The following is a 14,677-nucleotide window of genomic DNA, read 5'->3' as shown; positions in this document are numbered from 1 at the left end:
ACCCCTACCGGGTGCCCTTCCGAGCCCGTGACGCCAGCTTGCCGCGCTCGTTCTGGTCGAGAACGACCTTGCGGATCCGCACGTTCTCGGGCGTGATCTCGACGCACTCGTCCTCGCGGCAGAACTCCAGGCACTGCTCGAGCGAGAGCCGTCGCGGCGGGATGAGCTTCTCGAAGTTGTCGGAGGTCGCGGACCGGATGTTGGTCTGCTGCTTCTCCTTGGTGATGTTGACGTCCATGTCGTCGGCGCGAGAATTCTCGCCGACGATCATGCCCTCGTAGACCTCGGTCGCGGGCTCGACGAACAGGATGCCGCGCTCCTGCAGCGAGGTCATGGCGTACGCCGTCGCGACGCCGGTGCGGTCGGCGACCAGGGAGCCCGAGGCCCGTGAGCGGATCTCGCCGGCCCACGGGAAGTACCCCTCCGAGATGTGGTGGGCGATGCCGGTCCCGCGGGTCTCTGTGAGGAAGTCGGTGCGGAAGCCGATCAGGCCGCGAGCGGGTACGACGAACTCCATCCGCACCCAACCGGTGCCGTGGTTGGTCATGCCCTCCATCCGGCCCTTCCGGTTGGCGAGCAGCTCGGTGATCGTGCCGAGGAACTCCTCCGGCGCGTCGATGGTGAGCCGCTCGAACGGCTCGTGGAGCTTGCCGTCGATCTCCTTGGTGACGACCTGCGGCTTTCCGACCGTCAGCTCGTAGCCCTCGCGCCGCATCTGCTCGACCAGGATCGCCAGCGCCAGCTCGCCGCGCCCCTGCACCTCCCACGCGTCCGGGCGCTCGGTCGGGAGCACGCGCAGCGACACGTTGCCGACCAGCTCGGCGTCGAGCCGGTCCTTGACCAGGCGCGCGGTGACCTTGTGCCCCTTGCCGCCCTTGCCGACCAGCGGGCTGGTGTTGGTGCCGATCGTCATCGAGATCGCGGGCTCGTCGACGTGGATCAGGGGCAGGGCGACCGGGTTGTCCGCGTCGGCCAGCGTCTCGCCGATCGTGATCTCCGGGATGCCGGCCACGGCGACGATGTCGCCCGGCCCGGCGCTCTCACCCGGCTTGCGCTCGAGGCCCTCGGTGACGAGCAGCTCGGTGATCTTGACGTTCTTGACCTCGCCGTCGCGCTTCATCCACGCGACCTGCTGGCCCTTCCTCAGGTTGCCGTGCTTGATCCGCAGGAGTGCCAGCCGACCCAGGAAGGGGGAGGCGTCGAGGTTGGTCACGTGCGCCTGGAGGGGAGCGCCCTCGTCGTACTCGGGCGCCGGGATGTTCTCCAGGATGGTGCGGAACAGCGGCTCGAGGTCACTGCCCTCGGGGATGGTGCCGTTCTCGGGCTTCTTCAGCGACGCGATGCCGGCCTTGCCGGACGCGAACACGACCGGGAAGTCGAGCGCGTCCTGGCTGTGGTTCTCGTCGAGGAGGTCCATGAACAGCTCGTACGTCTCGTCCACGACCTCGTCGATCCGGGCGTCGGAGCGGTCGGTCTTGTTGACGACGAGGATCACCGGCATGTCGGCATTGAGCGCCTTGCGCAGCACGAAGCGGGTCTGGGGGAGCGGGCCCTCCGAGGCGTCGACCAGCAGCACGATGCCGTCGACCATCGACAGGCCGCGCTCGACCTCGCCGCCGAAATCGGCGTGGCCGGGGGTGTCGATGATGTTGATCGTCATGTCACCGCCGGCGAGCTCCTGAGCGGACGGGCCCTTGTAGTGGACCGCGGTGTTCTTCGCGAGGATCGTGATGCCCTTCTCGCGCTCGAGGTCGCCCGAGTCCATGACCCGCTCGGCGACGCCCTCGGCCTGGTGCGCGGTGAACGCGCCCGCCTGGTGGAGCATCGCGTCGACCAGCGTGGTCTTGCCGTGGTCGACGTGCGCCACGATGGCGACGTTGCGCAGGTCGGTGCGTCGTCGGGTAGATGACTGGGAAGCCATGGGAGTACGTCGTCTGCTCTCGTTCGGGGTCTTCGGCGCCGGATTCAGGCCGCCGTCCAGACTATCGGCGCGGCGCGGTCACCCTCACATCGACGAGACGGCCGTGAAGTGCGCCACCACCTCGTCGACGGACAGCCGGGCGAAGGGCGCGTAGCGCTGGGCCAGCTCGGGGGAGTCCCAGTTCCTGACCTCGTGGCGCCCGGACTCGTCGGTCCACCGCCACACCCAGCGCCAGCCGGGGAGCACCTCGATCGTCGTGGGCGGCGGCTCCGGCTCCGGAAGGGCGCGGGACACCCGCCACGAGGTCCCGAGGATGGCTGCGAGCACCGGCTCGGCCGCCCTCGCGGGAAGCCAGAACCAGGCGATGCTCAGCTCGAGGTCGTCGTCGGTCACCCGGTCGATCCAGATCCAGTAGCGGTGGTCGGTGCGGAACACGAACGCCGAGGCGTCGGCTCCGACCACGCGGGCGTAGTCGGCGGCGTGCACCTCGATCCGGGCATCCAGGCGAGACGCGGCCGCGATCATCGTCGGGCTGAGCATGCCTCCCGGCGCCTCGGCTTCGCTGGCCCGCGCCGCGGCGAGCCGGTCGCGGAACTGGTGCCGCCAGCCTTCCTCGATCGCGGTCGCGCGCTGGGGCTCCTCGCCCCGCCTCAGGGCGTCGAGGAGCAGCTGCGGCGGAGAGCTCTGCCAGTAGTCGAAGTGGATGACCGGAGGTGACAGCGACGAGACGGGCTGCTCGGCGACGGGGCTGACGTGCATCCCGAAGCCGACGGCGTACACCGCAACGGCCGGGCCGTCGGAGCCGCCGAGGCGTACCAGCCAGCTGGCGGGGCCCGCGACGTTGACGTCGGGCCGGAGCGTACGAAGCACGTTGTCGACGGTCGTCGCCGGAGACAGGTCGAGCTCGCGGTCGACCGGCTCGTCGGCGGCATGGACGCTGTCCCTCCGCACCGTGATCAGCACGCTGACCAGTCTGCCGCGTGGGTACTCTTCTGCAATGCAGACGATCGGACTCGTCGGAGGCATGAGCTGGGAGAGCAGCGCGGCCTACTACGACCTCCTGAACCGGGGCGTCGAGGCCCGGATGGGCGGTCTCCACTCGGCGAAGACGGTGATGGCATCCGTCGAGTTCGCCGAGGTCACCGCGCTCCAGGAGGCTGGGGACTGGGACGGCGTCGCCGAGATCCTGGCGGCGGCGGCGACGTCGGTCGAGCGAGCGGGAGCGGAGTTCCTGATGCTCTGCACGACGACCTTCCACCGGGTGGCGGAGCAGGTCGAAGCGGCGGTCGACATCCCGTTGCTGCACCTCGCGGACGTGGTGGCGGAGGCCGCCAAGGCGCAGGACGTGGAGGTGCTGGCACTCATCGGCACCCGCTTCGCCATGACCCAGACGTTCTTCACCGACCGGATCGCACGGCACGGGCTCGAGGTCGTCACGCCGGATGCCCGACACCACGACGAGATCAACCGGATCATCTACGACGAGCTGGTGCACGGGAAGATCGTCGACGACTCCCGGAAGTACGTCGTCTCGCTCATCGACGAGCTGTGGGACGCCGGCGCCGGCGGAGTGATCCTCGGCTGCTCGGAGCTCGAGCTGCTGGTGAAGCAGGCCGACTCCGACCTTCCGGTCTTCCCCTGCACGACACTTCATGTCGAAGCCGCGCTGGACCGCGCCCTCGCCTGACCCGCCTGCCGACTGTTCTCAGATGCGGTAGCCGCCCCGGAATTCTCGTCCGCCACGCAGTAGCACCGTGGTCCACTTCCTCGTGGGGGAAGCGGCAGCGTCGGGGGACGGCCGAAAGCCAAGGGGGAGAATGCGGTGGACGGCCAACGGCATCGCCAGATCATCGGTCTGGCGATCTGCGCGGTCGGCATCGGCGTCGCGACGTTGGTGCCGCGCGGTGACTCCCCGACGCCGCCGCCCGCCCTGCGGGGCACCGCGGCAGCTGCCGACACCGGGCCGGGAACGGCGTCCGGCGGCTCGCTCGAGGCGACCGTCGCCTGGCCGCTCGGAGCAGCTGAGCGGTCCGACATCTGCGTCGTGGTCTTCGACGGCGACGGCAGGGTCGCCGACGAGCTGGTCGGCAGCCTCGAGCCGATCGCGGGGCTCCCGGTCGCCGGCCGGTTGACGGCGGAGGGACTCGTCGACGGTCGCTACACGATCTACGTCCACCCGTGCGCCACCCACGCCAAGGACTCGCGGGTGCAGGTCGAGCCGCAGTACCTCTGCGGAGTGGAGGACGCGAAGGCCGCGTGCTGGGTCGAGGTCGCCGGTGGCGCCAGGGTCGACGTCGGCACCATCGCCCTCCGCCGCTCCGGCCTGGAGACCTGGCAGGCGTCCTAGCCTGGATCCGCCCCGTGCACCCTGTGTGCGCTGCGTGCTGCGCCGCGTGGGTGAGCGACGGATGACCAGCTCGTCGACGCTTTGGCTCATGCCTCGAGTCGGCAGTCGGGAATGCACGGCCACGCGCGCTGGTTGACGGCTACGGACCGGTGCGAGTGTCGAGGAGGCGTCCATGACGGAGATCCGCCGGATGGCGATGATCAGTCTGCACACCTCACCCCTCGACCAGCCCGGCACGGGCGACGCGGGCGGCATGAACGTCTACGTCGTCGAGGTCGCGCGCCGGCTGGCTGCTCGCGGCATCGAGGTGGACATCTTCACCCGGGCGACCAGCAGCCTGCTCGACCCCGTGGTCCCGCTGACCGACGGCGTCCAGGTGACCAACGTCCATGCCGGACCCTTCGAGGGGCTCACCAAGGACGAGCTGCCCGGTCAGCTGTGCGTGTTCGCCCGCGAAGTGCTGCGCGCGGAGGCGGCCCAGCCGCTCGGTCACTACGACATCGTCCACTCGCACTACTGGCTCTCCGGCCAGGTCGGCGCGCTGGCCCGCGACCGCTGGGGCGTGCCTCTCGTGCACTCGATGCACACCATGGCGAAGGTCAAGAACGAGGCACTGGCCGCGGGCGACAACCCCGAGCCGGGCGCCCGCGTGATCGGCGAGGAACAGGTGGTCGAGGCCGCCGACGTGCTCATCGCCAACACCGACATCGAGGCCAAGCAGCTGATCAACCTCTACGACGCCGACCCCGGCCGCGTCGAGGTCGTCCACCCGGGGGTCGACACCGCTCTCTTCCGACCCCAGGACCAGGCCGCGGCTCGTGCCGCCCGCGGCATCCCCGCCGATGCCCTCGTGCTCCTGTTCGCCGGTCGGATCCAGCCGCTCAAGGCGCCCGACGTCCTGCTGCAAGCGACCGCCGAGCTGCTGCGGCTGCGGCCCGAGCTGCGTCGGCGGCTGGTGGTCCCGATCGTGGGCGGTCCCTCCGGCAGCGGCCTCGAGCGGCCGACCGCGCTCGCCAACCTCGCCGACGAGCTGGACATCACCGACGTGGTGCGGTTCGTGCCCCCGGTGCCCCAGGACGAGCTCGCCGGCTGGTACTCCGCGGCCACCCTCGTCGCCGTCCCCTCCTACAACGAGTCCTTCGGCCTGGTCGCCGTCGAGGCGCAGGCCGCCGGCGCTCCTGTCGTCGCCGCCGCGGTCGGTGGCCTGACGACGGTCGTGCGCCACGGGCGCAGCGGCCTTCTGGTCGACAGCCACGACCCGACCGACTGGGCGCGGGCCATCGAGCCTGTCGTCGTCGACCCGGCCTACCGCGACCGGCTCGCCGCCGGTGCGATCGCCCAGGCCCGGCACTTCTCCTGGGACGCCACGGCCGAGCAGACGCTGGACGTCTACCAGCGGGCCGGCTCGCTCATGGAGGCCGTGGCAGGCTGAGCGGCGTGGATCAACAGCCCGCCGACGTCGTACGCCAGCATCTCGCCGAGTCGGAGATCGAGCACGACGAGCCCGCGCCCGGGGTGTTCACGTTCTCCCTTCCCGGCGAGCGCAAGCAGCAGACGCCGGTGCGGCTCGACATCGGCCCGCACGCGCTCGGCGTCCACGCCTTCGTGTGCCGCCGCCCGGACGAGGAGTTCGAGCGCGTCTACCGCTGGCTGCTCGAGCGCAACATGCGGATGTACGCCGTCGCGTTCGGCCTCGACCACCACGGCGACATCTACCTCGACGCCCGGCTACCGCTGTCGATGATCAACCCCGCCGAGCTCGACCGGCTGCTCGGATCGGTGCTGACCTACGCCGACGAGTCGTTCAACGCGATCCTCGAGCTCGGGTTCGAGTCGTCGATCCGCAAGGAGTGGGAGTGGCGCATCTCCCGGGGCGAGTCGACCCGCAACCTGGAGGCGTTCCGCGGCTGGCTGGAGGCGGGCGCGCCCGGCACCGAGGCCTGAGCTCGTCAGGCGGGGGCCGGCTCTTTCGCCGCGTCGGCCGTCGGCTTGCTGGCAGGAGACCGGCGCGTGATCGCGACACCGACGAGCGCGAGCGCGCCGCCGACGTACGCCACCGTCGGCGGGGTCTCGCCGAGGAACACCAGCGCCATCACGATGGTGATCGGCGGCACCAGGTAGGTCGTCACGCCGAGGGACGACGCGGTCATGTGCCGCAGTGCATATGCGTACGTCGTGAACGCGATCGCGGTGGGGAAGACGCCGAGGTAGACCAGCCAGAGCAGTGACGAGGCCGGCGCGTCGCTCGCCTCGGCCCACAAGGACGGCGCGAACGGCAGGCAGGTGATGGAGCCGATGACGCAGGCCAGCCAGGTGATGTGGACGGCGGACAGGTCGGTGAGCAACGGCTTCTGCATGATCAGGCTGACCGAGTAGGTCACCGCGGACACCACGCAGAGCAGCGCGCCGAGCAGCATCTTGCCCGAGTCGACGCCGCTGTCGCCGTTGCCGGACAGCCCGATCAGGGCCACGCCCGCGAACGCGACGACCAGGCCGATGACCAGCGGTGCCGTGAACCGCTCGCCGAGGAACATCACTGCGAGCACGGCCACGAGCACCGGGGAGACCTGCAGCAGCATGGCTGCGGTGCCGGCGTCGACCCAGACCTCGCCCTGGTTGAGGGCGAGGTGGTAGATCGAGAACCACAGCACCCCGATCACCGTGATCGACACCCATTGCCGTCGGGTCGGTCGCGGCCGGCCGTGACGGAGCGCGAGGAAGGTGAGGGCGATCGCCGCGATGCCGATCCGGGCCAGGGTCAGCGGCCCCGCCGAGAAGTCGTCGGCGAGGTGCCGGATCGCGACGAAGGCCGACGCCCAGAAGACGAGGGTGGTTGCGACAGCGAGGACGGGGAGGACCGGGCGGGACTGCACGCGACGACGCTACGGGTCGCCACCGACGTACGTCGCGCGGATTTCGGACAGGGCACGACGAGATGCCGCCGCCGTTGCTCGAGGAGGTCGCGCAGCGACCGTCTCGAGACGGCGGCCCTCAACCTCTTCGGCCGACGCCAGCCGCTCGTTCCTCGCGGCCAGCTGGCCTCAGAGCGCGCTGGATGTCTTCGCAGGCTCAGACATCCAGCTTGTAGCCGAGCCCGCGCACGGTGACGAGGTACTTCGGCTCGCCCGGCTCGGGCTCGAGCTTGGCGCGCAGCCGCTTGACGTGCACGTCGAGGGTCTTGGTGTCGCCGACGTAGTCGGAGCCCCAGACCCGGTCGATGAGCTGGCCGCGGGTGAGCACCCGGCCGGGGTTGCGGAGGAACATCTCGAGGAGCTCGAACTCCTTGAGCGGCAGCCGCTGCTCCACGCCGTCGACGGTCACGACGTGGCGCTCGACGTCCATCCGGACCGGTCCGGCCTCCAGGGTGTCGGGCAACAGGTCGGTCTCGGTGCCACGACGGAGCACGGCGCGGATTCGGGCGACCAGCTCACGCGGTGAGTAGGGCTTGGTGACGTAGTCGTCGGCGCCGAGCTCGAGCCCGACCACCTTGTCGACCTCGTCGTCCTTGGCGCTCACCATGATCACCGGCACGTTCGACGTCTGCCGGATGGTGCGGCACACCTCCGTGCCGGGGATGCCGGGGAGCATCAGGTCCAGCAGCACGATGTCGGCGCCGTTGCGGTCGAACTCGGTGAGCGCAGCGTTGCCGTCGGCGGCGATCGCCACCTCGAAGCCTTCCTTGCGGAGCATGTAGGCGAGGGCGTCGCTGTAGCTCTCTTCGTCTTCGACGACGAGTACCCGTGTCACGGGCGTTCCTCCTGATCTTGTGGGCGATCCGCCGCGCCGGCGACCTGCGCCAGTGCGGGGGTCGTCGGGGTGACGGGGAGCATGGGCTGCTCCTCGTCGTACGCCACGTGGAGCGGGAGGGTGAGGGTGAACGTCGACCCCTGGCCCTCCACCGACCACACGCGGACGTCGCCACCGTGGGTGGCAGCAACGTGCTTCACGATCGACAGGCCCAGCCCGGTGCCGCCCGTCGAGCGGTGGCGGGCCGGATCGACGCGGTAGAACCGCTCGAAGATCCGGTCGATCTCGTCCTTGGGGATGCCGATGCCCTGGTCGACCACCGAGATCTCGACGAACCCGTCGTCGGACCTGGTCGAGACCAGGACCTTCGAGCCGGGGTCGGAGTAGTGGACGGCGTTGGCGACCAGGTTGGCGACGGCGGCGGCGACCTGCTCCTCGTTGCCGAGCACGGCGATGCCGGGCTCGCCCTCCACCAGCACCTTGATGTCCTTGGCGCCGGCGTCCATCGCGCTCGTGTCGACCGCGACCGAGATCACCTCGTCGAGGGAGACGGGCTCGGGCGACTCGAGCGGTTCGTCACCCTGGAGTCGGGAGAGCTCGATGACCTGCTGGACCAGGAGCGCGAGCCGGTCGCTCTCGGTCAGCATCCGGCTCGCGAACCGGTGCACGGCCTCGGGATCGTCGGCCGCGTCCTGCACGGCCTCGGCCAGCAGCTTGATCGCACCGACGGGGGTCTTCAGCTCGTGGCTCACGTTCGCGACGAAGTCTCGTCGTACCGCCTCGATCCGGCGCTCGCGGGTGCGGTCCTCGACCAGGGCGAGGACGAGGCGGGATCCGAGCGGCGCCACTCGGGCGCTGACGTTGCGCGGCGGGCCGGACTGGCGGGTGACGATGAGCTCCGCCTCCCGGATCTGGCCGTCACGGCGTACCTCCTGGACCAGCGTGTTGAGCTCTTCCGACACCAGGCTTGAGCCGCGGACGAAGCCCATCGCGAACGCCGGGGCGGAGGCCTTGACCACGACGTCGTGGTCGTCGACGACCACCGCGCTGCTCCGCAGCACGGAGAGCACGGTCGCCACGCCGGGGGGCACCAACGGCTCGTCCACCGGGGGCTGTCGGTGCTGCTGGCGGTCCGAGATGTGCCAGGCGAGCACAGCGGCGCCCGCAATGACGGAGCCGAGCAGCCCGGCGAGGAACGCCTGAGTCGTCGGATCCACGCTTTGATGGTACGGCGACGCCAGGTCCGCCCCCCGAATCGCGGACACCGGGCTTCTGACTGTTCATCGCACGTTCACCCCGAACCTTCGGTTGGACAACTCGTGGATCTACGCTCAGAACATGCGCGAGGCCTACCACGACCAGCTCGACTCGATCTTCGACGACCTCGCCGGGATCTGCCGGCGCGTCGAGACCGCTGTCGGGCTCGCCACCCAAGCCCTGATGAGCGGCGACGCCGCGATCGCCGAGCGGGTGATCAGCGAGGACGTCGAGATCGACCTCGCTCGAGAGCGCGTCGAGGGCTCGGCGTTCAGCCTGCTCTCGTTGCAGCAGCCCGTCGCCACCGACCTGCGCACGATCGTGGCGGCGCTGCGGATGGTGAGCGAGCTGGAGCGGATGGGCGACCTCTCGGTGCACGTCGCGAAGGTGGCCCGCCTCCGGGTGCCGGAGATCGCGGTTCCTGAGGACATCCGGCCGACGGTCCAGCGGATGGCCACCGTTGCCGAGGACATGGTCAAGCGAGTTCGCGAGGTCATCATCGGCCGCGACGTCGAGGCCGCGATCGCGCTCGGGAGAGACGACGAGGAGATGGACGGCCTGCGCCGCCGGAGCTTCGCCGAGCTGCTCTCCGACGACTGGACCCACGGCGTCGAGGCGGCGGTCGACGTCGCGCTGCTCGGCCGCTACTACGAGCGGATCGCCGACCACGCGGTGTCGATCGCCAACCGCGTCGTCTTCGTCGTCACCGGCCACAACCCGACCGCGCTGGCCGAGCAGTAGGAGCCGAGCCGTCTGGTTACGGCTGCTTGGCTCGCTCGCCGACACGGCGCATCTTTGCGCGAGCTCGCTGCGCTCGCCGCGCCAAGATCCGCCGGGTCGGCTCGCGCCTCAGTCGCTCGCTGCGCTCGCTCCCTCGGACGCTCTGCCCGGGGCTGATGCCGGTGGTTGCGGCCTACTTGCCTTGGTTGGCGACAGCAGCTGCTGCGGCGGCGGCGGCCTCCGGGTCCAGGTAGTCGCCGCCCGGCTTGAGGGGTTGGAGGGTGTCCTCGGCGAGCTCGTAGACCAGGGGCATGCCGGTCGGGATGTTGAGCCCGGCGATGTCGGTGTCGCTGATCTGGTCGAGGTGCTTGACGATCCCGCGCAGGCTGTTGCCGTGCGCCGCGACCAGCACCGTGTGGCCGGCGCGCAGGTCGGGGACGATGCCCCCGTCCCAGTAGGGGAGCATCCGTGCGATCACGTCCTTGAGGCACTCGGTGCGCGGCATCTCGTCGCCGAGGTCCGCGTAGCGCGGGTCGCCCACCTGTGAGTACTCGTCGTCGTCGTCGAGCGGCGGCGGCGGCACGTCGAAGGAGCGGCGCCAGAGCATGAACTGCTCCTCGCCGTACTGCTCGAGCGTCTGCTTCTTGTCCTTGCCCTGCAGCGCGCCGTAGTGCCGCTCGTTGAGCCGCCACGAACGGCGGACGGGGATCCAGTGCCGCTCGGCCGCGTCGAGCGCGAGCGCAGCGGTGTTGATGGCGCGGCGCTGGAGGCTGGTGTGGACCACGGTCGGCGCCAGGCCTGCCGCGACCAGCTGCTCACCGCCGCGGACCGCCTCGGCGCGCCCCTTCTCGGTCAGGGGTACGTCGACCCAGCCGGTGAAGAGGTTCTTCGCGTTCCACTCGCTCTCGCCGTGGCGGAGCAGGATCAGCGTGTAGGTCATCGATCGGCTGCGGGCTCAGTGCCCGCCCTCCTCGCCTTCGGCGCTCTCGGTCGGGTGCTCGCAGAGGTAGGTGGCGTCCGCCTCTTCGTCGTGGCTCTCGGTCTCCTCGACCTCGCCCGCTTCTTCGGCAGCCTCGCCGGCGTCGGAGCCGGGTGCGGCGATGTCGGCGTACTGACCGCACGGCTTCACGACGGGCACCTCGAGGGTGACGATCTCGTCGGTGGAGAACGAGTAGGTGAGCTCGAGGAATTCGCCGGCCGAGAACTCGCCCTCGACCGGGATCGCCGTCGCATCGTCGGCGGCGAGGTTGACGTGCTCGTTGGGGACGACCTCGATCTCCAGCGGCCGGCCACCGCCGACCGTCACGTCGGCGCCGGTCACCTCCTCGAGCACTGCGGGCTCGTCGGCCTCGTCGTCGTTGAAGGCCAGCGTGCCGATCAGCCGGCCCTGGCCGTCGGCGTAGGCCACCACCCGAGCGCCGAGCACGTCGACCTGGGCCTCGCGGTTGTTGGTGCCGGCGCCGATCGTGTTGATCCGGTCGGTCGGGTTGTCGAACCCGCAGGACGTCAGCGCGGCGGCCAGGGGCAGCAGCACCGCGACGAGAGCGGTCGCGGTCGAGCGTCGGTGGAGCATTCGGCGGGCCTCCGCGGGTGGTCTGAGGACTCGGTCAGGTGCTCACGAGGAGCGCGCTCACTCTAGTGGGCGTCGCCGGTACGGCGCGCGCCGGACCCGACTGTCCGTTCGGCCGGTCACTGCGACAGACCCTGCTGGTATCCGACGACCCCCAGGGCGACGGCGATCCCGACGGTGTAGAGGGTCGAGAGCGCCAGCAGGCGGGTCGCGCCCAGCTTGAGGCCCAGCTTGAGCGGCAGGTAGGTCCAGCCGTCCTCGTGGTCGGCGACCAGGCCCCACACCGCCCGCATGAAGTGGACGCCGATGCCGAGCAGCGCGGCGAGGATCGTGATCGCCGTCTCCGGCGGCTCGCCGACCGCCTGGCCGCCCCAGCCGCCGTACGACAGGTAGGCCGGCAGCATGGCGAAGGAGACCGCCCAGGTGACCCACGAGAAGAACCCCGTGCGCAGGACGACGTTGCCGAGCATGCCGACGCACACCGAGACCAGGTAGATCGCGCCGGCCGTGATGCCGGTGGTGATCGACAACGGGACCAGGATCAGGGCCGCGACGACGATCGCGTACCACGCGGCGCCGGGGTCGAGGCGGCCGTCGGCGATCGGCTTGCGCGGCGTGCGGTGCGCCTCGTCGCGCGCCTTGTCGACGATGTCGTTGTGCCAGCCGAGGATCGTCTGGCCGACGAGCACGGTCAGGAGGACGACGCCTGCCTCCTGTGCGGGTCGGTCCGCCAGCACGGCGACGCCGCCCATGACGAGCGCGGTGACGATCGCCTGCTTGGCGTGCGCAGCCTGCACCAGGAGCAGCGGGGTCCACTGCAGCCTGCCGAAGAACCCCGGGGAGGCCGTCTGCTGCTGCACGACCTCCACGTCGTCGCCGGTGTCGTCGTCGGTGCCGTCGTCGTCGGTGTCGTCGTCGGTGCCGTCGTCGTCGGGGACGTCCGGGTCGACGTCGTCGTCGAGCTCGTCGTCGAGCTCCTCGTCGACGTCCTCGATCGCGCCCTCGTCGCGGTCCACTCCCATGGCGAGCAGTATTGACCAACGGCTCTCGCGGTGCAGGCGGGTCCGGTGAGTGTCGGTCGGCGATTCGGGTGCCGGCCCCGTGACTGTGAAGTTGCGCACCACACGAAAGGGCGTCTGTCAAGCCCGCGATAACGGCCCTGACCTGCGCAAACGCTTTCTGAGGAGAGGCTGAGGCGTGATAAGATAGCCGCCTAGGAAGGGGTTCATCACATATGACTTTCACCGTCGGCGAAACGGTCGTTTATCCCAATCACGGGGCCGCAGTTATCGAAGACATCGAGATGCGGACAATCAAGGGAGAGGAGCGGCAGTACCTCGTACTTCGGATCGTAGCCCAGCAGGATCTGGTGGTTCGGGTCCCGGCCTGCAACCTGGATCTGGTCGGAGTTCGCGACGTCGTCGACAAGGAGGGGCTGGACCGCGTGTTCGGCGTCCTTCGTGCCGAGCACGTCGAGGAGCCGACCAACTGGTCGCGCCGTTACAAGGCCAACCTCGAGAAGCTGCACAGCGGCGACGTCATGAAGGTGGCCGAGGTCGTCCGCGACCTGTGGCGCCGCGAGCGTGACCGCGGCCTGTCCGCCGGCGAGAAGCGGATGCTCGCCAAGGCGCGGCAGATCCTGGTCTCCGAGCTGGCGCTGGCCGAGCACACCAACGAGGACAAGGCAGAGACGATCCTCGACGAGGTCCTCGCGAGCTAGGGCTCTCTGACCCACTTCACGATGCTCCCGCCCACCCGGGGGCATCGTCCCTTTTGCACGCTGAGGGCCCTACCGTGGTCGCCGTGGAACCCGAGGCGTACGACGACGAGGCCGGCGAGCCCCAGCGGCCGATGGGCTTCGTCGTCGACGAGGAACGGGGATCGCTGCCCTACCGGCTGATCCACGGCGAGGCGCTGGTCGCCGCTGCCGCGTGGGCAATGGGTGAGGCCGGCGTCGACCTGGTCGACGTGACGGTGCCGTGGCACGTCGTCGCCGATCTCGGCCGGGCACTGGTGCTGCACGACCCGCTGTGCCCGATGACCCCGCCGGACTTCATCACCGAGTGTGCCCGGGTCGCCGTCGCCCGCGACGCGGTCGTGGTCGGCGTCCGGCCGGTCACCGACACCGTCAAGGAGGTCGAGGACGGGCGCCTCGGCCGGACCGTCGACCGCGACGGGATGGTCGCGGTCTGCTCACCGGTCGTGCTGCCCGCCCGGGTGGTGGCCGCGCTCCCGTCCCGGCCGCCCAGCGACTTCGTCGAGCTGGTGGCGGGCCTGCGGTCGTCGTACGAGGTCGTGATGCTCGACGCGCCGCCCGGCGCCGGTCGGGTGGCCTCCGACGAGGACGTCCGGGTCCTCGAGGCGCTCACCGACCCGCGCTGATCCGCTGCGCGAGCGCGAAGCTCTGACGTCAGCCACGCAGCCGCGACGCGGCGTCGAGGTCCTCGGCGTAGGTGATCTTGAGGTTCCCCGGCCCGGCCGGCACCGGCACGATCGCGACGTCCGGCCGGTAGCGCTCCATGCACGCGGCTGTGTCGGTGCCCTCGAAGCCGTCGCGGCGCGCGGACCGGTAGGCGGCGAGCAGCGGCTCGGCCCGGAACGCTTGCGGCGTCTGGACCCCGACCAGCTCACCCGCCGGTAGCCGGTCGGCGGGATCGCGGGCCAGCAGGCCGGTCAGCTGGACCGTCGGTACGGCGCCGCCGGCTTCCCTGGCGACGGCCACCACCCGCTCGAACAGGCTGGCGGGCGCGAGCGCACGCGCGCCGTCGTGGATGACGACGACATCGATCTCGCCCGCCTCGATCCGGGACGCGAGCACGGCGAGCGCCGCCTGCTCGGAGTCGTGCCGGGTCGTGCCTCCGGGCACGAGCAGCACGTCGCGTCCGCCGAGGTGCTCGCCGACCGCTGCCGCGACCTCGTCCTCCTCTCCCGGTCGGCAGACCAGGACGACGGGGTCGACGCCGGCGAGGCCGAGCACGGTCCGCACCGAGTGCGCGAGCACGGGGATCCCGTCGAGCGGCAGCAGCACCTTGTTGACGTCGGCGCCGACGCGGGTGCCGCTGCCGGCGGCGAGGATCACCACGGCAGCAGACATGGGCGGAGCGTAGCCGCGCCG

16 protein-coding genes are annotated in these 14,677 nt (G+C 70.6%); 7 read left to right on the top strand and 9 right to left on the bottom strand.

Annotated features, from left to right (window positions below; genetic code table 11):
- Positions 1 to 4: 4 nt before the first annotated feature.
- Positions 5 to 1,921: a translational GTPase TypA gene (gene typA, locus SHK19_RS18255; protein ID WP_322456145.1), complete on the bottom strand. Its 1,917-nt coding sequence runs from the start codon at positions 1,919 to 1,921 to the stop codon at positions 5 to 7.
- Positions 1,922 to 2,005: 84 nt separating this feature from the next.
- Positions 2,006 to 2,884: a hypothetical protein gene (locus SHK19_RS18250; protein WP_322937079.1), complete on the bottom strand. Its 879-nt coding sequence runs from the start codon at positions 2,882 to 2,884 to the stop codon at positions 2,006 to 2,008.
- Positions 2,885 to 2,918: 34 nt separating this feature from the next.
- On the opposite strand from SHK19_RS18250, the gene SHK19_RS18245 reads away from it, so the two are divergent.
- From SHK19_RS18245 to SHK19_RS18230, 4 genes are all read left to right on the top strand, one after another.
- Positions 2,919 to 3,608, top strand: a complete 690-nt coding sequence (locus SHK19_RS18245) for an aspartate/glutamate racemase family protein (RefSeq protein WP_322456147.1) — start codon at positions 2,919 to 2,921, stop codon at positions 3,606 to 3,608.
- A 135-nt stretch (positions 3,609 to 3,743) separates the two neighbouring features.
- Positions 3,744 to 4,268 carry a hypothetical protein gene (locus SHK19_RS18240; RefSeq protein WP_322456148.1) on the top strand — a complete coding sequence of 175 codons (525 nt, stop codon included), beginning with the start codon at positions 3,744 to 3,746 and terminating at the stop codon, positions 4,266 to 4,268.
- A gap of 172 nt (positions 4,269 to 4,440) precedes the next feature.
- Positions 4,441 to 5,700 (top strand): D-inositol-3-phosphate glycosyltransferase, encoded by a 1,260-nt coding sequence (mshA, locus tag SHK19_RS18235; RefSeq protein ID WP_322456149.1) that lies wholly within the window; start codon positions 4,441 to 4,443, stop codon positions 5,698 to 5,700.
- Between the two features lie 5 nt (positions 5,701 to 5,705).
- The gene (locus SHK19_RS18230; RefSeq protein WP_322937078.1) at positions 5,706 to 6,212 is read left to right on the top strand and encodes a type III secretion system chaperone family protein; all 507 of its coding nucleotides are present in this window, start codon (positions 5,706 to 5,708) and stop codon (positions 6,210 to 6,212) included.
- A 5-nt stretch (positions 6,213 to 6,217) separates the two neighbouring features.
- Here SHK19_RS18230 and SHK19_RS18225 read toward each other — a convergent pair whose 3' ends face one another.
- The 3 genes from SHK19_RS18225 to SHK19_RS18215 form a co-directional block, all read right to left on the bottom strand.
- Positions 6,218 to 7,141, bottom strand: a complete 924-nt coding sequence (locus SHK19_RS18225; protein ID WP_322937077.1) for a DMT family transporter — start codon at positions 7,139 to 7,141, stop codon at positions 6,218 to 6,220.
- 196 nt (positions 7,142 to 7,337) lie between these two features.
- Positions 7,338 to 8,015, bottom strand: a complete 678-nt coding sequence (locus SHK19_RS18220; RefSeq protein WP_322456152.1) for a response regulator transcription factor — start codon at positions 8,013 to 8,015, stop codon at positions 7,338 to 7,340.
- Positions 8,012 to 9,232 (bottom strand): sensor histidine kinase, encoded by a 1,221-nt coding sequence (locus tag SHK19_RS18215; protein WP_322937076.1) that lies wholly within the window; start codon positions 9,230 to 9,232, stop codon positions 8,012 to 8,014. The genes SHK19_RS18220 and SHK19_RS18215 overlap by 4 nt, the downstream gene beginning before the upstream one ends.
- Before the next feature lie 121 nt (positions 9,233 to 9,353).
- Here SHK19_RS18215 and phoU point away from each other — a divergent pair, with 121 nt between their 5' ends.
- Positions 9,354 to 10,013: a phosphate signaling complex protein PhoU gene (phoU, locus tag SHK19_RS18210; RefSeq protein WP_322456154.1), complete on the top strand. Its 660-nt coding sequence runs from the start codon at positions 9,354 to 9,356 to the stop codon at positions 10,011 to 10,013.
- Between the two features lie 172 nt (positions 10,014 to 10,185).
- Here phoU and SHK19_RS18205 read toward each other — a convergent pair whose 3' ends face one another.
- The 3 genes from SHK19_RS18205 to SHK19_RS18195 all read right to left on the bottom strand — a co-directional run bounded on the left by SHK19_RS18205 (position 10,186) and on the right by SHK19_RS18195 (position 12,584).
- Positions 10,186 to 10,932, bottom strand: a complete 747-nt coding sequence (locus SHK19_RS18205) for a phosphoglyceromutase (protein WP_322456155.1) — start codon at positions 10,930 to 10,932, stop codon at positions 10,186 to 10,188.
- A 15-nt stretch (positions 10,933 to 10,947) separates the two neighbouring features.
- Positions 10,948 to 11,565, bottom strand: a complete 618-nt coding sequence (locus SHK19_RS18200; protein WP_322937075.1) for a hypothetical protein — start codon at positions 11,563 to 11,565, stop codon at positions 10,948 to 10,950.
- A 116-nt stretch (positions 11,566 to 11,681) separates the two neighbouring features.
- A complete protein-coding gene (locus SHK19_RS18195; protein WP_322937074.1) occupies positions 11,682 to 12,584 on the bottom strand; it encodes a UbiA family prenyltransferase in 903 nt (300 codons plus the stop codon).
- A gap of 212 nt (positions 12,585 to 12,796) precedes the next feature.
- Between SHK19_RS18195 and SHK19_RS18190 the strand changes: the two genes are divergently transcribed.
- Both SHK19_RS18190 and SHK19_RS18185 read left to right on the top strand, forming a co-directional pair.
- The gene (locus SHK19_RS18190) at positions 12,797 to 13,282 is read left to right on the top strand and encodes a CarD family transcriptional regulator (RefSeq protein WP_109692364.1); all 486 of its coding nucleotides are present in this window, start codon (positions 12,797 to 12,799) and stop codon (positions 13,280 to 13,282) included.
- Positions 13,283 to 13,365: 83 nt separating this feature from the next.
- Entirely contained in the window at positions 13,366 to 13,944 is a 579-nt protein-coding gene (locus tag SHK19_RS18185) for a hypothetical protein (protein ID WP_322456158.1), read from the top strand.
- A gap of 28 nt (positions 13,945 to 13,972) precedes the next feature.
- Here SHK19_RS18185 and SHK19_RS18180 read toward each other — a convergent pair whose 3' ends face one another.
- A complete protein-coding gene (locus SHK19_RS18180; RefSeq protein WP_322456159.1) occupies positions 13,973 to 14,656 on the bottom strand; it encodes an IspD/TarI family cytidylyltransferase in 684 nt (227 codons plus the stop codon).
- Positions 14,657 to 14,677 lie beyond the last annotated feature (21 nt).

Source organism: Nocardioides bizhenqiangii, from assembly GCF_034661235.1.
Lineage (GTDB): Bacteria > Actinomycetota > Actinomycetes > Propionibacteriales > Nocardioidaceae > Nocardioides > Nocardioides bizhenqiangii.
Note: the sequence above shows the minus strand (reverse complement) of the source record. Positions and strands in the feature narration are given on the sequence as shown.

Coding starts and splice junctions, on each gene's coding strand:
- SHK19_RS18205 (WP_322456155.1), bottom strand. CDS start 10,932: ATGACCTACACGCTGATCCTGCTCCGCCACGGCGAGAGCGAGTGGAAC.
- SHK19_RS18195 (WP_322937074.1), bottom strand. CDS start 12,584: ATGGGAGTGGACCGCGACGAGGGCGCGATCGAGGACGTCGACGAGGAG.
- phoU (WP_322456154.1), top strand. CDS start 9,354: ATGCGCGAGGCCTACCACGACCAGCTCGACTCGATCTTCGACGACCTC.
- SHK19_RS18245 (WP_322456147.1), top strand. CDS start 2,919: ATGCAGACGATCGGACTCGTCGGAGGCATGAGCTGGGAGAGCAGCGCG.
- typA (WP_322456145.1), bottom strand. CDS start 1,921: ATGGCTTCCCAGTCATCTACCCGACGACGCACCGACCTGCGCAACGTC.
- SHK19_RS18190 (WP_109692364.1), top strand. CDS start 12,797: ATGACTTTCACCGTCGGCGAAACGGTCGTTTATCCCAATCACGGGGCC.
- SHK19_RS18180 (WP_322456159.1), bottom strand. CDS start 14,656: ATGTCTGCTGCCGTGGTGATCCTCGCCGCCGGCAGCGGCACCCGCGTC.
- SHK19_RS18200 (WP_322937075.1), bottom strand. CDS start 11,565: ATGCTCCACCGACGCTCGACCGCGACCGCTCTCGTCGCGGTGCTGCTG.
- mshA (WP_322456149.1), top strand. CDS start 4,441: ATGACGGAGATCCGCCGGATGGCGATGATCAGTCTGCACACCTCACCC.